Origin of the sequence: Nostoc sp. NMS4, assembly GCF_017115095.1 — a bacterium.
GTDB lineage: Bacteria > Cyanobacteriota > Cyanobacteriia > Cyanobacteriales > Nostocaceae > Nostoc.
Genome location: NZ_JABXKI010000064.1, coordinates 1 through 19,828 on the forward strand (window position 1 = coordinate 1; position 19,828 = coordinate 19,828).

Here is a 19,828-nt window from a genome sequence, read left to right on the forward strand (position 1 = left end):
CGCAAGATCCTAAACAACGGGGTTTAACTTTATTAATAGAAGAATGGGCGGATGAATCCATAGGCATTAAAGGTCGCAAAGCACTATTTGCAGCCGTAAGTCAAGATCAAAATTTCCGTAAGTCTTTATTACCCACCTCAACACCAGATATATTTAAAAGTCTGGTTCAAGGAGTACCTAGTGACTTACTGGCAGTGTTAGGTTTTGGCGTAGGTTACAGCCCAGATGTGATACAGTCAGCGATCGCATCTTTAAAACAAGACTTGGAAGCCTTGACGTTATTATTGGCAGATAGTCCGTATTTAACTGGAGATGAGCCAACTTTAGCTGACTTAGCGGTGGCTGGCTTATCGATATTACTCAAGTTCCCCTCTGGCCCCTATCTAGATTTACCAGCTTCTATCAGAGGTAAAGGATTGCCAATCTTTGCCGAGAATATAGATTATGAACCATTCTTTACCTGGCGCGATCGCCTTTACGCCCAATTCCGCAAACCGTTAATTAGTACCACTCCAGGAACAGGAAGTGCGCCAACTTCGATTCAGATTGATTAATTAGGGAATTGGGCATGGGGATGAGGGGGATGAGGGAGATGAGGAAGCAGGGGAGGCAGGGGGAGCAAGAATTTTGGATTTTGGATTGAGGATTTTGGATTAAATTTCAATCTAAAATCCAAAATCTAAAATTCAAAATTCAATTGCCCAATGACCAATGACCAATGACAAATGACAAATGACTAATCAAATGAATTCGGCACAGCCATTAGGTTCGGTCATTCAAGGTTCTCTAACTGAAGGGTTAGAAGTGCGATTGCATCCTGACATTTCTGTAGAAGATATGCGGGTGGGTAAGTTTCTTGTTGTGCAAGGGATGCGATCGCGTTTTTTTTGTATGCTGACAGATGTAGCATTGGGAGCTGCTAATGCCCGAATTATTGCTAATCCCCCCAATTGGGAAGACACTTTTTTACGAGATGTTTTAGCCGGAAGTGGCACTTACGGTACTATCAACCTCGCGCCGATGTTGATGTTCACTCCTGAAACTGAAGAATCTTTCTCCCCAACAAATGGCAAATCGGCCAATCCTTTCCTCCCATCGGTGACGGGTTTGGCTTCATTTGTACCCCAAACCAGCACGACGATGGAATTGTTGCCAGTTAAAACTATTCCTAGCCACTTTAGCCAAGTTTACGAAGCCAGTGTTGACGATTTTCGTCGGGTATTTGGTTGGGAAGATGACCCTCAAAGGCGCAACTTTTCCATCGGCAAACCTTTGGATATGGATGTGCCTGTTTGCATCGATTTAAACCGCTTTGTAGAACGAAGTAATGGGGTTTTCGGAAAATCTGGTACTGGTAAATCTTTTCTAACCAGGTTACTTTTAGCTGGCGTTATCCGTAAAAATGCGGCAGTAAATTTGATTTTTGATATGCACTCTGAGTATGGCTGGGAAGCTGTTGCAGAAGGTAAAAACGTCAGTACTGTTAAGGGCTTAAAGCAACTTTTTCCTAGTAAAGTCGAAGTTTACACCCTCGACCCGGAATCGACAAAGCGTCGGGGTGTGCGTGATGCTCAAGAACTTTATTTGAGTTACGAGCAAATAGAAGTTGAAGATATTAAATTATGTAGTCGAGATTTAGGACTCTCTGACGCAGCCTTAGATAACGCCAATATTCTCTATAGCGAATTTGGCAAGTCTTGGATTGTTCAATTGCTGAATATGACTAATGAAGAAATCGAGATGTTTTGCGACGAGAAGCGCGGACACAAAGGCTCGATTATGGCATTACAGCGCAAACTCTTGCGGATGGATAGTTTGAAGTATATGCGAGCAGTTTGTCCCCAGAATTATATTAGTAAAATTGTGCAATGTCTGGAATCTGGGAAGAATGTTGTGATAGAATTTGGTTCCCAGTCTAATATGCTCTCTTATATGTTGGTGACAAATATGATCACCCGACGTATTCACGAGCATTACGTCAAAAAAGCAGATAAATTTTTGCAAAGCAAAAATCCTTGCGATCGCCCAACCCCATTGATGATTACCATTGAAGAGGCGCACCGTTTCCTTGACCCAGCGATCGTCCAAAGTACTATCTTTGGAACTATTGCCCGTGAGCTGCGAAAGTATTTTGTCACACTTTTGGTAGTCGATCAACGTCCATCAGGCATAGATAATGAAGTTATGTCCCAAATTGGGACTCGCATTACCGCTTTGCTGAATGATGAAAAAGACATTGACGCGATTTTTACAGGTGTATCTGGTGGTAGCGGACTGCGATCGGTGTTGGCAAAGTTAGACTCAAAGCAACAAGCTTTAATATTGGGTCATGCCGTTCCCATGCCCGTAGTAGTACGTACCCGACCTTACGACGCAACTTTTTACGCAGAAATTGGTGAACCAGCCTGGGAAGAAAAACCTGACGCAGAAGTATTCGCGGCTGCGGAACTAGCCAAAGCTGACCTTGGATTTTAGATTGTCATTTGTCAGTTGTCCCTTGTCCTTTGTCTAGAGTCAATCAATATTTACTAATGACCAATGACCAATGACCAATGACCAATGACCAATGACCAATGACCAATGACCAATGACTAATTCGTAACATCCCTCCATTGTCAGAGCAAATTAAGTTCGGTTATCCGGCTAGTTTTTGGCAACAGAAGAGAGGTTTTTGCCGTCACTATAGATATAGTCAGTAATTTCAAGGAACTTTAAAAAAAATTTTCTATAACGGCTGCTTTTGAATTATAATGATAGATTTTATCTTAAGATAGTTTACTATTTGCCTGATTTATCGTATCATAAGTTAAGTAGAACTCATACCGACTTCGGATTTACCGATTAGTACTAGTAACTGTCCAAGAGAATAATTCTGAAAAACAAACAGCGTGCTTATAAAAGATTGAAAATTTAGGGAAGGTAGGGGAACCTATCATTGGGGGCTTACCGTCTTAACAACGGCAGTATCAATCAATCAATTAATTAATTGTTTTTGGTAGTTCCCAATATTTCGTGATAGATGTACTATTTTTCCCATCCATTTTAGTAATAAAACATACATTATCTTAACGAAGTAGAGGACATCGCACCAATGCCTACTGTCAATACCCAAACAGAAAACCTCAACACCAAATTCACGGTTGATATGGTGCGAACCTATCTGCGAGAAATTGGTCGTGTACCACTGCTAACCCGCGAACAAGAAATTGTCTTTGGGAAGCAGGTGCAACAAATGATGACGCTCATCGACGCTAAAGAGGCTTTGGCGAAGAAACTGCAACGCGAACCGGATATTACAGAGTGGGCTGACCACGTTCAGCAATCGGAAACCGATGTGCAACAAACAGTGGCGCAAGGTAAGCGGGCAAAGCAAAAAATGATCGAAGCGAATTTGCGCTTGGTTGTCGCTATTGCTAAAAAATATCAAAAGCGGAACATGGAGTTTCTGGATTTAATTCAGGAAGGAACACTAGGATTAGAGCGGGGTGTAGAGAAATTTGATCCGATGAGGGGTTATAAGTTCTCGACTTACGCTTACTGGTGGATTCGCCAAGCAATTACCCGCGCGATCGCTCAACAAGGTCGTACCATTCGCTTACCGATCCATATTACCGAGAAACTGAACAAAATCAAAAAAGTGCAGCGCGAGTTAGCTCAAACCTTGGGGCGATCGCCGACACCAGCCGAAATTGCCAAAGCACTGGAACTAGAACCTGCTCAGATCCGCGAGTATCTGAATATGGCTCGTCAACCAGTGTCTTTGGATGTGCGAGTTGGTGAGAACCAGGATACTGAGTTGCAAGAAATGCTCGAAGATGATGGCCCATCGCCAGAGTATTACACCAACCAGGAATTCTTACGCCAAGACTTGAACAACCTGCTAGCAGAACTAACCCCGCAACAGCGAGAAGTTGTAGCTTTACGTTTTGGTTTAGAAGATGGTAATGAAATGTCATTGGCGAAAGTGGGTGAGAGATTAAATCTCAGCCGCGAACGTGTCCGTCAGTTAGAGCATCAAGCTTTGGCTCATCTGCGTCGCCGTCGTGCAAATGTCAAAGAATATGTTGCTAGCTAAAACAAGAGACGCGAAATCCCGCGTCTCTACACCACCTTGGTGATGCGCCTCCTGAATTCAGGGGGCGATTTTTTTTGCTGGCGAAGGACGCAAAGCCAAGAGTGATTAGGTTAAACACTTATAATATCTGTAGGTTGGGTTTCGTTCCTCACCCTTCAAACTTCGCTTGATGGAATACTAGTTTGTCAAGCGATCGCAGTAGAGTTGATTGGCAATAAAGTAACTCAAAAAGCTTGGTAAGGCATCTGGGAATCTTTTCAACCTACCGATTATTACTCGCACGCTTATCAACACGGAAGGATACCACTTTCAATGATTTGATGATGGTATTCTGACCATAGGCTATCTACATCATTTGCCGTTGAACACTGAGGGCAACAATGTATGATTAGCTCAAAAAGGTATGCCAGCCCCGTAATTATCGTTAAATGTTGAAGCAAACTTTTCCTTCCCCCGAAGCACTTCGACGGTTCCCTTTTGGTCTGGCTGATATTGCTGTGATTCTTGGTACATTAGTGCTGCTGGCGTTGATTGCGCGTGTTGGTGCTGGAACATTGGTGAGCTTTGTACCACCAGATGTAGTACCAGGTATCAGCCTTGACCCACGTAATTTACCGTATTACGCTGGGCGTTCAACACTGCGAATGTTTATTGCCCTATTTTACTCAACACTGTTCACCCTAATTTATGGTTACGCTGCCGCCAAAAGCCGCCGCGCTGAACGAGTTTTGATCCCACTGCTCGATATTTTGCAGTCGGTTCCGGTGCTAGGCTTTTTATCGATCACCGTTACAGGTTTCATTGCCCTATTTCCCGGAAGCCTCTTAGGACTGGAAGCAGCATCAATTTTTGCAATTTTCACCAGCCAGGTCTGGAATATGACCTTTTCATTTTACCACTCATTGAGAACACTGCCACCGGAACTAGATGAGGCAGTAAGACTCTATCGGTTGTCAGGATGGCAGAGATTCACCAAGCTGGAATTGCCGACGGCGATGATTGGGCTGCTGTGGAATGCAATGATGAGTTTTGGGGGAGGCTGGTTTTTTGTCGCTGCAAGTGAAGCTATCAGTGTACTGAAACAGGACTACACACTACCAGGAATTGGCTCTTATGTAGCAGCCGCAGTTGCAGCGAAGAATTTACCTGCCTTGGGTTGGGCGCTATTAACGATCGCGATCGTAATTATCCTGGTAAATCAACTATTTTGGCGACCGTTAGTCGCTTGGGCAGATAAGTTCCGCCTAGAACAGAGTGCAGCAGCCCAAGCGCCCGAATCCTGGGTTTACGATCTACTAAAAGCAGCCCGAATTCCCCGTCTACTGGGGCGGGCTTTAGCTCCTTTGGGTGAAGCGATCAATCGGATTCTCTCATTGCTCACACCACCGCGAACTCCTCGGATTATAGAGACTGGTGGGCAAGAAAAGGGCGATCGCCTCTACAACACGATCCTACTGGTTGTAATTGGTGGGCTATTGGTTATCGGGTTACACTTCATTTTCACAACAGTGGGACTGGCTGAAGTTGTCAAAACCTTTGGGCTGGGATTACTGACGCTGTTACGTGTGCTGGTATTATTAGTATTTTCAACTCTAATTTGGACACCCGTTGGAGTGGCCATTGGGTTTAACCCCCGACTAGCAACTTTATTGCAACCTGTGGTGCAATTCCTGGCTTCCTTTCCAGCAAACTTTATCTTTCCCTTCGCTACACTCTTTTTTATCCGTTCCCATATCAGCATTGATTGGGGTAGTATTTTGTTGATGTCCCTGGGCGCACAGTGGTACATCCTCTTCAACTCCATTGCTGGAGCCATGAGCATCCCCACGGATTTGCGCGAAATGGCAACCAGCCTCGGTTTGCGTGGTTGGCGGCTATGGCGCAAGTTAATCATTCCCGGTATTTTCTCCGCCTGGGTAACAGGTGGTGTCACTGCCACAGGTGGCGCATGGAACGCCAGCATTGTCTCCGAGGTTGTCGCTTGGGGGCAAACCACCCTAACTGCCAGTGGATTGGGAGCATATATTGCTCAGGCAACCACAGCAGGTGATTGGCCTCGGATTACCCTGGGGATTGGAATGATGAGCCTATTTGTTGTTGGGCTGAACAGAGTTTTTTGGCGACGACTGTATGAGCTAGCAGAAACCAAATACCATCTCTAAACCATCGCTCGCTAGAGGGGCAAGCATGACATCTTCGCAAGTTACTAATAATGTACTAATCGCTGTCGAACAGGTCAATAAGAGTTTTCCTCTGCCAGAAAGCAAAGGGGAGTTTAAAGTTCTCAGCAACATTAATCTGACGGTAGGTGCTGGTGAAGTATTAGCGTTGCTGGGACGCAGTGGCAGTGGCAAAAGTACCTTACTGCGGATTATGGCAGGTTTGATTCCACCAAGCGAAGGCAGGGTAATCAGCAATGGTAAACGTCTGCAAGGTGCAAATCCTGGGGTCGCAATGGTATTTCAAAGCTTTGCACTCCTGCCTTGGCTGACAGTACAGGAAAACGTCGAGTTAGGGCTAGATGCTCAGGGTGTTGGGCGGGATGAGCGACGACAGCGAGCGCTGAAAGCCATTGACTTAGTAGGTTTGGATGGTTTTGAGAGTGCCTATCCCAAAGAGTTGTCTGGGGGAATGAGGCAGAGGGTTGGCTTTGCCAGGGCATTTGTGCTGGAGCCGCAAGTACTATTTATGGATGAGCCATTCAGCGCCCTAGATGTGTTGACGGCAGAAAACCTGCGGGGGGAAATTGATGATTTATGGAATGCCGGCACATTTCCGTCCAAAAGTATTTTGATTGTCACTCACAACATCGAAGAAGCGCTGTTTCTAGCAGATCGGGTAATTATCTTGGGATCAAATCCGGGGCATATTCGCGGTGAGGTGGTGATTGATTTGCCACGACCTCACGATCGCACCAGTATCCGCTTCAAATCACTGATAGACTATATATATACAGTGATGACTAACCCAGAAGTGGAAGTGACTGGGGCAGTTGCAGCATCCACATCACCTTTACAAGTATTGCGATCGCCTGGTGCAATCCAAGAATCACCTTATGCAAAACCCCTACCCCATGTCAGAGTTGGTGGTATAAGCGGTTTGCTGGAGTTAATTGTAGATCAACCAGAGGGTAAAGATGATATTCCCCGTTTAGCAGAACGAATCAGACTAACCGTTGACGATCTGCTACCGATGCTTGATGCAACCGTGATGCTGGGCTTTGCCGAGGTTGCACAAGGGGATGTCTTTCTCACCGAGATTGGGCAAGATTTCGCAACCACAACCATTCTCCGCAGTAAAGACCTGTTCCGGCAGCAAGTGTTGTCAAATGTCCCAGTCGTAGTCAGCATGGTGCAGACATTGCGAGAAAAACGGAATCGGTCAATGCGAGCCGATTTCTTTATCGATTTACTTAATGAACACTATTTCCAGGAAGAAGCCGAGCGGCAATTTGCCACAGCCGTAGATTGGGGGCGTTATGCCGAACTATTTGAATATGACGCTAGTGAAGATAGACTCTACCTGCCAGAGCCAGCAGTAATGCAGAGTAGTCAATCTGATTTGGTGGAATGAGGGAGGAATCAATTCAAAATTCAAAATTCAAAATTCAAAATTCAAAATTCAAGAACTCCTGCCTCCTGCCTTCCCAATGCCCCATGCCCAATTCCCAATTCCCAATTCCAAATCCTGCCCCAACACTCGTATGATCAACATATCAAGAAAACATAACAGCCAGATTTTTACCGCAAAACATGGGCAGTATTTGGGAAATCGATTTTTACTCCCGTCCAATTTTGGACGCTAATCAGAAAAAAATTTGGGAAGTTTTAGTCTGCGAAAGCCCTTTGGATGTCGGCACAAAAGCAGATTCTTTGTTTCGCTATGCTCAATATTGTCCCAGTACCCAGGTAAATTCGGGTTCGTTGCGGACAGCGTTGCAAGAGGCTATTAACCAAGCGGGAAAAGCACCAATTAAAATCCGCTTTTTTCGCCGCCAAATGAACAATATGATTACTAAAGCCTGTCAAGATTTGGGCATTCCCGCCCAACCTAGCCGCCGGACTTTGGTTCTCAACCAATGGTTAGAACAACGGATGGCGGAAGTGTATCCTCAAGAACCAGGGTATCAAGGCGGGACTAATCCCTCAGTCCGCTTGGAGAAACCTTTGCCGCAACCTTTACCAGATGCTTTGGAAGGACAACAGTGGGTATTTGTTACCTTAGATGCTGCGGATTTGGCAGAGATGCCAGAGTGGGAAATTGACTTTGGTGAAGCTTTCCCTTTAGAGTTGGCGAAACTTTCACCCGAAGCCCGTATTCCTGGTATTTTGATTTTCTCATCGAGAGCGTTGCCTTTGGCTGGCTGGATGTCTGGTTTGGAGTTGGCTTTCTTAAGATTTGACACCAGCGAAGAGGCGAGATTGGTTTTAGAAACTGGTGTAACTGAAAGTTGGATTGTGGCAAATATCAAAAAACCTCAAATTCTAGCAGAAGCTAAAGCTTTTGAAGAAGCCAAGCAAAAAGCTAACGGAGTGCATTTTATCGGTGTACAGTCCGATCCCAAAGCACAATCTTTTGCTGGTTTTTGGCTGTTGCAAGAGGTTAATCTTTGAAAATTGGGCATTGGGGAGACAAGGGAGACAAGGGAGACAAGGGAGAATAACCATATCCAATGACAAATGACAAATGACAAATGACCAATGACCAATGACAAATGACAAATGACCAGATCCGTTGAGACATGACAATGATTTGGGATAATTAACTGCGTCCATCAGTGTTGATCTGCGGTTTCAAATCGTAACTGTAAAGAAAGGCTGATGATTTTTGGATAGTTATCTGCGTTCATTACTGGAAAGTGCGTAGGCGTAGCCCGTCGTAGACATCGCATTTTCCAGAGACAAGCGTTGATATGCGGTTCAAAATCCACAATTCACTAAGGGTCATGGGTTCTGAAAATTTGTCACAAGATACACTAGCCGAACAGTTGCTGGAACTTGCTCTAAAATCTGGGGCCGAAGTTGCTGAGGTGTATCAGTCGCGATCGCTTTCTCGTCCAGTGTTTTTTGAGGCAAACCGACTCAAACAGCTAGAAACCAACCAATCTGAAGGTACAGCACTACGGCTTTGGCGAAACGGTCGTCCGGGACTGATGGTGGCCTATGGTTCTGTCTTAGCTGAAATAATGGTGGAAAAAGCTCTGGCTCTGAGTCAACTAAATCAACCGGAAACTATAGAATTAGGCTCTAACTTTCAGCCCTCCTACCCAGATTTGGGGGAAAGTTTACCGATCGAGGTTTTAGTAGATTGGGGCAAAGAAGCGATCGCACTCATCCGTGATGCCTATCCCGATGTTGTATGCAATGGTGACTGGGAATGTGATATTGAAACCACTAGACTAGTTAATACCAAGGGTTTAGATTGTCACTACACTGATACTACCCTTAGCTGCTATGTATCAGCAGAATGGGTACGTGGTGATGATTTTTTAAGTGTTTCTGATGGTCAAACCCAACGGGGAGAACTCCACCCTCAGAGATTAGCTAACCAAATTTTACAACGGTTAATTTGGTCTAGAGAAAATATCTCACCTCCTACTGGTCGTGTGCCGATTTTGTTCACTTCTAAAGCCGCCGATATGCTTTGGGGTACTGTACAAGCGGCTTTGAATGGCAAGCGAGTTTTAGAAGCCGCTTCACCTTGGGCAGAACGTTTGGAGAGTCAAGTAGTTGCACCCAGCCTTACCATCTACCAAGATCCAGAAGCTGGCCCTTACAGTTGCCCTTTTGATGATGAAGGCACTCCGACGCAATCTTTAGTATTTATCCAAAACGGTACTTTACAGCATTTCTATGGCGATCGCACCACCGGTCGCCAACTAGGTACTAACACCACTGGCAATGGTTTTCGCCCTGGTTTAGGTAGCTATCCCACCCCTGGTTTATTTAATTTTCTCATCCAGCCAGGTTCGGCATCGCTACCAGATTTGATTCAACAACTAGATAATGGCTTGATTGTCGATCAAATGTTGGGTGGTGGCGGCAGTATTTCTGGAGATTTTTCGATCAACGTTGATTTAGGCTACCGCGTCCAAAATGGTCAAGTAATTGGGCGCGTTAAGGATACGATGGTTGCAGGTAATGTTTATACAGCCCTCAAGCAGTTGGTTGCACTAGGCAACGATGTTGATTGGAATGGTTCTTGTTATACTCCGTCTCTGATCGTAGAAGGGCTATCCACGACAGGGAGAAGTAATTGAATTGATAAATTTAACATTATGTGGTACGCTCCCATCTTCCAACGCTTGCGGCAACTGCTACAGCCACGCCGTCGTTTAGCAATTTTTGAAGCTTGTCTGATTGGTTTGGTTTCTGCTCTGGGAGCAGTTTTACTTAAATCGGGGGTAGGATTGCTAGGTGCTTGGCGAGTGCAGACATCGCTACTGCTACCAGCTTGGTTGGTGCTACCAGGTATCGGACTCGCCTTTGGATTTCTCGCCGGATGGCTGGTTGAGCGGGTAGCACCAGAAACTTCTGGGAGTGGCATTCCTCAAGTGAAAGCAGTGTTAGCCCGCATCCCAATTGCTCTAGATTTGCGGGTTGCCGTGGTCAAGCTAGTGGGTGGTATTCTAGCACTAGGTTCTGGGCTAGCTTTAGGACGGGAAGGGCCAACAGTTCAATTGAGCGCAGCTTTAGCAGCTCAACTCAGTCGGTGGTTTCCGACTTCGCCAGATCACCGTCGCCAGTTGATTGCTGCTGGTGCTGGTGCAGGGTTAGCGGCTGCCTTCAATACGCCGATCGCAGGTGTATTATTTGTAGTTGAAGAATTGTTACAGGATTTTTCTGAGTTTACCTTGGGCACCGCGATTCTGGCTTCGTTTATCGGTGCTGTCGTCTCGCGCGTATTGGGTGGTCGCAGCCTGGATCTCAATCTAGCATTAACTGCTTCCAAGACAGATTTTTTTGTTCAAGATATTCCCTTTTATTTGGTGTTGGGGGTTGTGGCTGGGTTGATGGGGGCGTTATTCAATCGCGGGATTATTGCCAGCTTAACTGTTTACCGCCGCTCTTTCCGTTTTGGCTTACCTGCTCGTGTAGCCCTCGCTGGGGTAGTGTCTGGGATGATTGTGGCATTACTACCGCTAGCGTTTCGAGATAACACAGGACTGCGGGAAATTTTAATTACAGGTGAGGCTAGCTGGTCAATGGCCGCGATCGCCTTTGTCTCCCAGTTTATTCTAACTCTCGTCGCTTATGGCTCTGGTGTACCAGGAGGCTTATTTGCTCCCGCTTTAACCCTTGGGGCTGCCCTTGGCTACTTGGTGGGAATGGGAGAACACAGTCTACTTCTTCCTTTCGGGATAACGAGTGGATTACCAATTACTTTTGCCTTGGCTGGAATGGGCGCATTTTTTACTGCGGTGGCCAGAGTACCCATGACGGGGATAGTAATTGTATTTGAAATGACTACAGATTTTAACTTAGTGTTGCCCTTAATGATTGGCTCGGTAACATCCTATCTAGTCGCCGAAAAGTTAGCGCCAGGATCGCTATACGACAAACTTTTAGCGTGGAATGGCATAACTATCGAAAAAACAGCGCCGGCGGGAGGGATAATGACAAATTTGACAGCCAAAGATGTCATGCAACAACAGGTAGAAACTCTCGATACAGAGATGCCTTTAGATGAAGTCATCCAAGCATTCGCCCGTTCCCATCATCGTGGTTTTCCGGTGGTAGAGAAAAGTAAGCTTGTAGGGATTGTGACGCAATCAGATTTACTCAATCTTCGCGATCGCAATTTAGCAAATGATACTCCTTTAGGGGAAATTATGACTACCACTCCGGTAACAGTCACACCGATTCACACCCTAAGTAATGTATTGTATTTACTCGATCGCTATCAAATCAGTCGCTTACCGGTTGTAGATGGACGAAAACTGATTGGAATTATTACCCGTGGCGATATTATTCGGGCGGAAGCAGATCATCTTAATGGTGAAAATTCGACCCCAAGAATGCGGCCAGATCCTTCATACATAGTTTACCAAACGCGATCGCCCAGCACTGGCAGAGGTAGATTATTAGTACCCGTAGCTAATCCCGAAACAGCAGGTATTTTATTACAAATGGCAGCAGCTATTGCCCGCGATCGCCATTATGAAATAGATTGCGTGCAAGTAATGCTGATACCCCGCCACAATTCCCCATCAGAAACACAGGTAAGAACGGCAAAAAGTCGCCGCTTACTACGACAAGCAGAAGTCTTAGCAAAAAAGTGGAAACTCCCCCTACACACGCAGATTCGAGTTACCCACGATGTCGCCCAGGCAATTTTGGAGACAATCAACGAACAACACATCGACCTAATTCTGATGGGATGGAAAGGTAACACATCTACCCCAGGTCGGATTTTTGGCAACGTTGTGGATACCATAATTCGCCAAGCCACCTGCGAAGTCGTGTTAGTAAAATTAGGCGAAACTCAGTCCCCAATCCCCAGTCCCCAATTCAACCGTTGGCTAGTCCCAATGGCTGGTGGCCCCAATTCCCCATTAGCGATTAAATTGCTACCAGCTTTAATTACATTAGGAAACGATCCCAAAATTCGCCTCACACAGGTGTTTAAGCCATCTGAACTCAAGCCAGATATGTCAGTTTCAGAACAAGCCATCCGCTATTTGATGCGTCGCTGCAAATTGTCCAGTACTATAATTGCTCTCCCAGTGCAAGCTAATTCAGTCGCGGAAGGTGTAATTAACCTAGTGAAAACCGAAGGTTACGATGTTGTAGTTTTGGGAGCATCCCGCGAAGGATTGTTACAGCAAGCGATTCAAGGTAATATTCCAGAAGCGATCGCCTCTGGTGTAGAAAGTACAGTTATTCTGGTTAGAGGTGCGATTCAAAAATAAAAAACATCGATTTTAGTGATTTTTTTAATGATAAAATACACCAATAATCAGAGTAAAAATTATTGGTATTAAGATTGGAATAGCAACTATAAGTCCCCACTTACCAAACTTAATTTCCTCACCCTCAGATTTGAGAAACGCAATCCAACCTACAACTCCCATCAAAATCCAAATAAACCCAAAGCCAAGAAATATAACAAATACTGAATCTTCCATTTTTTACCAATTTTCTTAAATTGTAACTAATTACCACTAAATAACCTTGCCAAACTTGCACGAAACTGGCTAAAATCAAAAGCTTCAATAGTTTTTTGTTGTAAATATTCTGGTTGATAAATTACACGATTACAGCAATCACCTTGCAGGATTTGAATTAGATTATCGGCAATTTCTTCAACATTATCAGGATCTACCAAACATCCCAACTTACCGCCAGCTAAGGGATCTATAGAACCATCTTGATTACCCGCCAATACAGGTTTACCACAAGCTAAAGCTTCTAGAAAAACAATCCCAAATCCTTCCCCTTTACTAGGCAAAGCAAAAACATCGCAGAGATTGTAATAATCGCATAATTCTCTATCTGGCACAAATCCTGCAATTGTCACACAATCTTGTAGATTTAAGTTGGTAACTAAAGCTTTAATTCGAGGTATATCGTCTCCTTTACCTGCAAGAATGAAGTGAACATTAGGGATATGCGATCGCACTTTAACTAAAGCATGAAGGATTTGGTCATAACCCTTGTATTTTGCCATGCTTCCCATCCGCGTTACTGTTAAAATTACAGGCTGCTGGTCTGTTAAATTATATCGCTTTAGTAAGTAGGTAGGTTTAGCATTTATTTGAAACTGACTAGCATCAAATGTATTAGGTAAAATAACTACTTTTTCGGAATCAATATTTGTATTCTCAAGCAAGCGCTGGCGAGTATAATTACTAACACTAATTATTTTATCTGCTTTTTCTAAAGCTAATTTTGTTGCCTTATTTTCCATATCCCAAACTTCTAAACCATGAGCAACTACCCAGTAAGGAGTTCCAGTAAAAAATTTTAGAATATAACAAACAATAGCATAATTAACATGAGTGGATATGACTATAGTTGGATGTTGAAGAATAGCTAAAATAATTATTTTTGTGGCAAATAAAATTGGCTGCAATAGCTTTGGTAAATCTCCAAAATAATGAAATCTCGTTGAACTTAAAAACTGCAATTTTTCGGACTGTTTTAAATTATATTTATCATACTTGAGAAATACATCATAATCAGCTTCAGGATATATATCTTGTAAAGCCTTCAGCAAAAATTTTGAGTAAACTTGAATACCTCCCTTGAAATCAAATATATTCGGAAATATCAAGTAAATATAAGGTTTACCAATCATAGCTTTCGTGAAATTTTAAATAATTTCAGATTCTAATTGCATGACAAAATCTTTTCGAGAATTTATCGCTGCTGCTATAAAATAAAACTCAATAGTTGTAACAGTATAGTCTTCAGCAAAATAATCTGGAATTTGAGACGCTAAAAACATAATAATCGGAACAGTAATTAGAGGGTTAGCATATTTAAGTTTAAATGCTACTTGCACTAAAAAATTAGTAAATAGTAATAACCCAGGAATTCCTTGTTCTGCTGATACATTTAAAAATATATTATGTGCGTGAAAACCTTTCTTTCCCCAAACTTTCACTCCTATCTGGTCTGGAAAAACTCCTATGCCTATACCAGTAAGTGGTCTTTTAATAGTTTCATTAATAGCTGCATGCCACATTTTAAACCTTCCAAAACCTGCTCCTACAAGACTAGGAATTTTTTTTCCAGTTGGATGTACTAAATTTGAATTCTCTCCAAATACATTAATTAATGGAAATATTTGACTATCTCCCAAACCAACTCTCCGTAGAGAAACTGGTACATTTATAATGCATATAAACAATAAGCTAACTAGATAAATCATTTTTATAAAACTAATAGTTTTATATATCAATAAAAGAAACATACCAATTATGAAAATTACCCAACCATTTCCACTGGCAGACAAAGCTAAGGAAATTGTAAAAATTAATTCGCTTATATGTAATTCAATTTTAGAAATCTTATTCTGTTTTTCTAAAATCAGGCTTAAACATAATCCAATGGCAACTATGACCCCAAACTGATTAGGGTTTTGCATAATTGAACCAATCTCAGGATAAAAGCTGGGAAACTTTAATAATTTAAAAATCCAGCTTTTAGGAAGTAGAACCTCTACAAAACCCAAAAGGGCAATTATCTGTAGTAAGTACAATATGCAACGATAATAAAATGTTAAAGATGGTGACTTTATATTCTTAAAAGTTAATAATAAAAAAGCAAAAAATAATATAAAGTAAGTTGAGTATTTTAAACTATAAGTTATAGCAATAGTTGGAAATTCGCTCCTTAATGAAGACACCCACATCCACAAATACATTAGACTTATAGATATCAAAATGATTTTATGCTTCTTAACAACTTCTGGTATAGATTTTAAAGATAAACTAATTATTCCCAAGCTAAATGCAGGAAGTAATAAATATTGAATACCAATATTTATTCCTGGAAATTTAACTCGCCCTAAAAGCGAAGAAAATAGTATGAGCAGGAAAAATATATTAATCATAACCTTTTATTTATGGATATTTTTTGACAGCAAAAAATCTATACTAAACCCACTTTCGCAGGTTTAGGAATAGATTTTAATATTTTTTTTAAGCTATAATCCTCAGCCTGTAAAGAATATTACCATAATACAGTCTTCGACAATATCATCTTTTGAAGCTAGGATTAATTTGAGCTTTTAGGAAAGGTAAATATTCTGGATAAAACCAGAAAAATCGTAACCTATCCCGAATCTGTACTATCAGACATTTTTAATTAATCATCTGCCAAATTTTGAGAATGTTCTCACCACTCCCACCACCGGCAATGGTTTGTCCATCTGGGCTAATGGCAACAGTATAAATATACCCAGAACCCGTCTCTAAAGTGCGAATTAACTTTCCTGTTACCGGGTTCCAAAGTTTAATTGTATTGTCACTACTGCCACTGACAAGGGTGATGCCATTTGAACCTACGCTTGGCAAAAAGACGACAGAATTAACCTTATCATTATGTCCCTTCAAGGTGTAGATTAACTTTCCTGTTTTCAAATTCCACAATTTAATTGTCTTGTCCTTACTGCCACTGGCAAGGGTAATACCATCGGGAGCAAAAGCAACTGAAAGAATTGAATCTGTATTTCCCTCCAAAGTGCGGATTAACTTTCCAGTCTCCAGATTCCACAATTTAATTGTTTTATCCCAGCTACCGCTAGCCAGAGTTTTACCATCAGGACTGAAAACGACAGATGCAACACCACTGGTATGTCCCTCTAAAGTGCGGATTAACTTTCCTGTCTCCACATTCCACAATTTGATTTTCATATCCTTACTAGCAGTTCCACTAGCGAGGGTTTTGCCATCAGGACTAAAAGCTACAGAAGTAACTCCGTCGCTATTTCCGTCTAAGGTGCGGATTAATTTTCCTGTCTCCACATTCCATAGTTTGATTGTCTTGTCCGCACTGCCACTAGCGAGGATTTTGCTATCAGGACTAAAAGCTATAGTCCAAATCCAATTGAAATGTCCTTCTAAAGTGCGGATTACCTGTCCACTGACTGGATTCCATAGCTTGATTGTCTTATCATCACTGGCACTGGCAAGGGTTGTACCATCAGGGCTAAAAGCTACGGAATTCACATCACTAGAATGCCCCTTGAAAGGTTTGGGTAGATAAGAATTTTCCGAAACGTTTTTTGGGGGCTGAATCGGCTGAGAAACAGGCTTAGGAACCTCGCTAACTAGATGAGGACGAGGCTGAAAATACCAAATTCCCCCTAATCCCAACACCAAAATGCTAGAACCTAACAACAGTTGACTTTTCAGATTGTTATTTAATTTTGGTAAAACTGGCCCCTTTTTTGATTGGGTAGTTGCAAATGTTGGTGTAAGTATAGTTGGAGCAAGTGATGGCAATGTTGATAGTTGAGATGTCAAGTCAGTGATGACTTCATCAGCCGATTGATAACGCTTTTGGATGTCTAGTTGCAACAGCTTATCCAAAACTTCACCCAACTCTACAGATATAGAAATCCCTTCTCCATCTGGATTGGTCAAATGTTGCCGCCAAGATGCAACCCAGCCATAACCCTGCTGTATCCACAGAATTGATGGGCGAATCCCAGTCAGGAGATGAAAACAAGTAGCCCCCAAACTGAATAAATCGCTGCCTGGGTAAGCTTTTCCATCTTGCATTTGTTCAAGTGCAGTGTAACCGTGCGAGCCAATAACAGTACCCATTGTAGTCTGCACTGTTGCTGTCAGCACCTTGGAAGCTCCAAAATCAATTAGGATGAATCGCCCGTCACTTTGACGGCGAATAATATTCTGTGGCTTGATATCTCGGTGAATCACTCCCCGGATATGGATAAACTTCAGTACCGGCAGTAAATCTAACAAAAGTTGGCGAATCTCTGTTTCGTTATAGTTTCCCCGCGTTTCCAATTCTTTGAGCAAGTTTTGCCCATCGATAAACTGCTGCACCAGAAATAGATAGCTATTTTGTTCAAAATAAGCCAATAAAGTTGGAATTTGCGGATGTTCTGCCAGTTCTTGCAGTCGGCTCGCTTCTTGTTTAAATAGTTCAACAGCCTTTGTTAGTGGCCCAGTTCCTTGAAGTTTTGGTGCAAATTGCTTAATAACACAGCATTCATTCAGTTTGTGTACATCTTTCGCCAGATAGGTTCTACCAAATCCCCCTTCGTCTGACAAAACCTGAGTGGGACGATAGCGACCTCCTAGCAGGGGTATCAATTCCGCTCTACAACTATGGCAATAGTTGTTTTTATCAGGATTTACGGGTTTTTGGCAATCGGGATTCACACAACAGAGCATACTGGGAATCCATTTCAATTGGAGTATATATTCATCTTAAGTCATGCAGTATAATCTCTCTTGTTAGTAAATATCACTGAGACACCATCCAAATCCCCAATTCCCTTACCTCATCAGGTATTGAACAATTTAGATAACTTGCAAAAAATTGTGCTTGAGCTATGCCTTTTGACGAATTGATAGGTGTAAACTCTGCTTGTGTATTACATCTGTGTTAGCCATTTAGTCAGATTTACAAAAATATCTGGGTAATAATCCGAAAAGCAGCAATTTAGGTTTGTAGCTCAGTATATACCTACAATTTTGAGATTTACTCTAGTAGTACGTCAAGTTTAAATTGAGGATAAGCAAGTTCGTAGTAAGGGTTTTAGTCCTGATGTTCTAAGCGCTAAAGTCCTTACTACAAACCCTCAAAACTAACTTAGACATTGTACTAGTAGTCTAAATTGAAAATATAATTTTTCCAATTTGATTGTGGCAAGACTTAGATATGTAGTATACACGAATTTACTTGATTACAGGCAATGCCTTTAGGAAACCGCTAAGGTATATATGCTAAATTGCCGTTTCAGTTTACATAAATGCTACGGTTCAAACAGCAATTAGTATTAATTTTGTCTATCCATAAAAGACAAAATTATCAGCAAAATTAGGAGCGTAATATGCTATTAGAAAACAAAAACTATCGCCGCAAATTGAGTCACGTTCTAATTGGTTGCGTGAGTAGTAGTTTGTTAATCACAAGTAATGTGCTGCCTATAAATGCTTTGGGAAAACCTCAAAGTTATCAAGACTTCATAATTGCTAAATCACCAGATGAGAGACAACCAGAAGCAGTAAAAAAAGCAATTGAGCAAATTCCTGCTTCTCAAGCACCAGTATCTCCAAGGCGGAAGATATCATCTATTGAGTCACCAATACAGCATACTCCTCGTGTATCGTCTAATAGAGAAAATTCTCAGCGTTCTTCTGACGTTTCAAATGATAGCTCTACTCCTAGATCGTCTAGACGTGGAACTTATAGCTCAAGAGCCAATCGTTCCAATGCTGGTTCCGGGAGAGTTCGCAAGCCAAGTTCTAATGTAGCTACAAGTGGGAACCAAAATCTCGATAATCCAGCACCAACTTACAAAGAGATTAACTTTGCAGATGTTGAATTAGGTATTCTCAGTAAAAAGGACTTTCAATCTGAAGGTAGATATTTTCATTTCTACAAGTTTGAAGGTAGCGAAAATCAATTAGTTCAAATTAGACTGATTGGCAGTAATGATACACGCAGATCCAATAACTTGAGTTTAAAACCCGTATTGTTGCTGCAAGATCCTGATGATAATATCATCGTCAAGAAAGGCGCTTTCGATAAAAGCAGTAGTGGTGATGATGCATTCATTTTTGCGCGACTGCCTAAGAATGGCACTTACAAGATTTCAGTTACTAGTCAAAATCCTGGGGATACAGGTCGCTATAGCTTGGCTCTGAGGAATGATAGAGCTAGCTATACTTTAGATGAATCAGACCAACTAACTGCCAAAAGCTCAACCTTGAAACGAGATGGAGGCGCTTACAATGTTTCTAATTTCCAAGGTAAGAAAAATCAGCTTATAAGTGTTCGTGTAGATAGTGTTGATGAAGAGTTTTCTCCTTATGTAGCGTTGCTAAATTCTAAAGGGCAGACGATCGCTATCGATAAAGACAAAGACAAAGCTGGTGTCTACAGTAGTTTAATTGACCGAGCTAGGTTGCCTGAAGATGATACATACTATATAGTTGTTACTTCCAAAAATCCACAGGAACACGGTAAATACAGATTGACTATCTTCTGAGCTAATTGTCATTTGTCATTTGTCATTTGTCATTTGTCATTTGTCATTTGTCATTTGTCA

The 19,828-nt window shown here is 42.2% G+C and carries 13 protein-coding genes; 9 read left to right on the forward strand and 4 right to left on the reverse strand.

Features of this window, described 5'->3' with window-relative positions; all coding sequences use genetic code 11:
* The 8 genes from HWQ37_RS03165 to HWQ37_RS03200 all read left to right on the forward strand — a co-directional run.
* On the forward strand, positions 1 to 554 hold a 554-nt coding region (locus tag HWQ37_RS03165; protein WP_292743640.1), incomplete at its 5' end, for a glutathione S-transferase family protein.
* Positions 555 to 744: 190 nt separating this feature from the next.
* Entirely contained in the window at positions 745 to 2,475 is a 1,731-nt protein-coding gene (locus HWQ37_RS03170; RefSeq protein WP_292743673.1) for a helicase HerA domain-containing protein, read from the forward strand.
* Positions 2,476 to 3,091: 616 nt separating this feature from the next.
* Positions 3,092 to 4,075, forward strand: coding sequence for an RNA polymerase sigma factor, RpoD/SigA family (locus HWQ37_RS03175; protein WP_292743642.1), 984 nt, complete (start codon positions 3,092 to 3,094; stop codon positions 4,073 to 4,075).
* Positions 4,076 to 4,503: 428 nt separating this feature from the next.
* Entirely contained in the window at positions 4,504 to 6,237 is a 1,734-nt protein-coding gene (locus HWQ37_RS03180) for an ABC transporter permease (protein ID WP_292743645.1), read from the forward strand.
* Positions 6,238 to 6,262: 25 nt separating this feature from the next.
* Entirely contained in the window at positions 6,263 to 7,648 is a 1,386-nt protein-coding gene (locus HWQ37_RS03185; protein ID WP_292743648.1) for an ABC transporter ATP-binding protein, read from the forward strand.
* 179 nt (positions 7,649 to 7,827) lie between these two features.
* Entirely contained in the window at positions 7,828 to 8,688 is an 861-nt protein-coding gene (locus tag HWQ37_RS03190; RefSeq protein WP_292743650.1) for a Tab2/Atab2 family RNA-binding protein, read from the forward strand.
* Positions 8,689 to 9,020: 332 nt separating this feature from the next.
* Positions 9,021 to 10,334 (forward strand): TldD/PmbA family protein, encoded by a 1,314-nt coding sequence (locus tag HWQ37_RS03195; protein WP_292743652.1) that lies wholly within the window; start codon positions 9,021 to 9,023, stop codon positions 10,332 to 10,334.
* Positions 10,335 to 10,352: 18 nt separating this feature from the next.
* Positions 10,353 to 12,986, forward strand: a complete 2,634-nt coding sequence (locus tag HWQ37_RS03200) for a chloride channel protein (protein ID WP_292743655.1) — start codon at positions 10,353 to 10,355, stop codon at positions 12,984 to 12,986.
* A gap of 24 nt (positions 12,987 to 13,010) precedes the next feature.
* Here the strand turns inward: HWQ37_RS03200 and HWQ37_RS03205 are convergent, their stop codons facing one another.
* From HWQ37_RS03205 to HWQ37_RS03220, 4 genes are all read right to left on the reverse strand, one after another.
* Positions 13,011 to 13,202, reverse strand: coding sequence for a hypothetical protein (locus tag HWQ37_RS03205; RefSeq protein WP_292743658.1), 192 nt, complete (start codon positions 13,200 to 13,202; stop codon positions 13,011 to 13,013).
* Between the two features lie 26 nt (positions 13,203 to 13,228).
* Positions 13,229 to 14,374, reverse strand: coding sequence for a glycosyltransferase family 4 protein (locus HWQ37_RS03210; RefSeq protein WP_292743661.1), 1,146 nt, complete (start codon positions 14,372 to 14,374; stop codon positions 13,229 to 13,231).
* 15 nt (positions 14,375 to 14,389) lie between these two features.
* Positions 14,390 to 15,634 (reverse strand): O-antigen ligase family protein, encoded by a 1,245-nt coding sequence (locus HWQ37_RS03215; protein WP_292743664.1) that lies wholly within the window; start codon positions 15,632 to 15,634, stop codon positions 14,390 to 14,392.
* Positions 15,635 to 15,884: 250 nt separating this feature from the next.
* Entirely contained in the window at positions 15,885 to 17,945 is a 2,061-nt protein-coding gene (locus HWQ37_RS03220; protein WP_292743667.1) for a serine/threonine-protein kinase, read from the reverse strand.
* 662 nt (positions 17,946 to 18,607) lie between these two features.
* Between HWQ37_RS03220 and HWQ37_RS03225 the strand changes: the two genes are divergently transcribed.
* Complete coding sequence (locus HWQ37_RS03225; protein WP_292743670.1) at positions 18,608 to 19,768, forward strand: pre-peptidase C-terminal domain-containing protein; 1,161 nt, start codon at positions 18,608 to 18,610, stop codon at positions 19,766 to 19,768.
* Positions 19,769 to 19,828: the final 60 nt, after the last annotated feature.

Excerpts from the sequence above, each read along its gene's own strand:
- HWQ37_RS03170 (WP_292743673.1), top strand. The coding sequence starts at position 745 with ATGAATTCGGCACAGCCATTAGGTTCGGTCATTCAAGGTTCTCTAACT.
- HWQ37_RS03175 (WP_292743642.1), top strand. The coding sequence starts at position 3,092 with ATGCCTACTGTCAATACCCAAACAGAAAACCTCAACACCAAATTCACG.
- HWQ37_RS03180 (WP_292743645.1), top strand. The coding sequence starts at position 4,504 with ATGTTGAAGCAAACTTTTCCTTCCCCCGAAGCACTTCGACGGTTCCCT.
- HWQ37_RS03185 (WP_292743648.1), top strand. The coding sequence starts at position 6,263 with ATGACATCTTCGCAAGTTACTAATAATGTACTAATCGCTGTCGAACAG.
- HWQ37_RS03190 (WP_292743650.1), top strand. The coding sequence starts at position 7,828 with ATGGGCAGTATTTGGGAAATCGATTTTTACTCCCGTCCAATTTTGGAC.
- HWQ37_RS03195 (WP_292743652.1), top strand. The coding sequence starts at position 9,021 with ATGGGTTCTGAAAATTTGTCACAAGATACACTAGCCGAACAGTTGCTG.
- HWQ37_RS03200 (WP_292743655.1), top strand. The coding sequence starts at position 10,353 with ATGTGGTACGCTCCCATCTTCCAACGCTTGCGGCAACTGCTACAGCCA.
- HWQ37_RS03205 (WP_292743658.1), bottom strand. The coding sequence starts at position 13,202 with ATGGAAGATTCAGTATTTGTTATATTTCTTGGCTTTGGGTTTATTTGG.
- HWQ37_RS03210 (WP_292743661.1), bottom strand. The coding sequence starts at position 14,374 with ATGATTGGTAAACCTTATATTTACTTGATATTTCCGAATATATTTGAT.
- HWQ37_RS03215 (WP_292743664.1), bottom strand. The coding sequence starts at position 15,634 with ATGATTAATATATTTTTCCTGCTCATACTATTTTCTTCGCTTTTAGGG.
- HWQ37_RS03220 (WP_292743667.1), bottom strand. The coding sequence starts at position 17,945 with ATGCTCTGTTGTGTGAATCCCGATTGCCAAAAACCCGTAAATCCTGAT.
- HWQ37_RS03225 (WP_292743670.1), top strand. The coding sequence starts at position 18,608 with ATGCTATTAGAAAACAAAAACTATCGCCGCAAATTGAGTCACGTTCTA.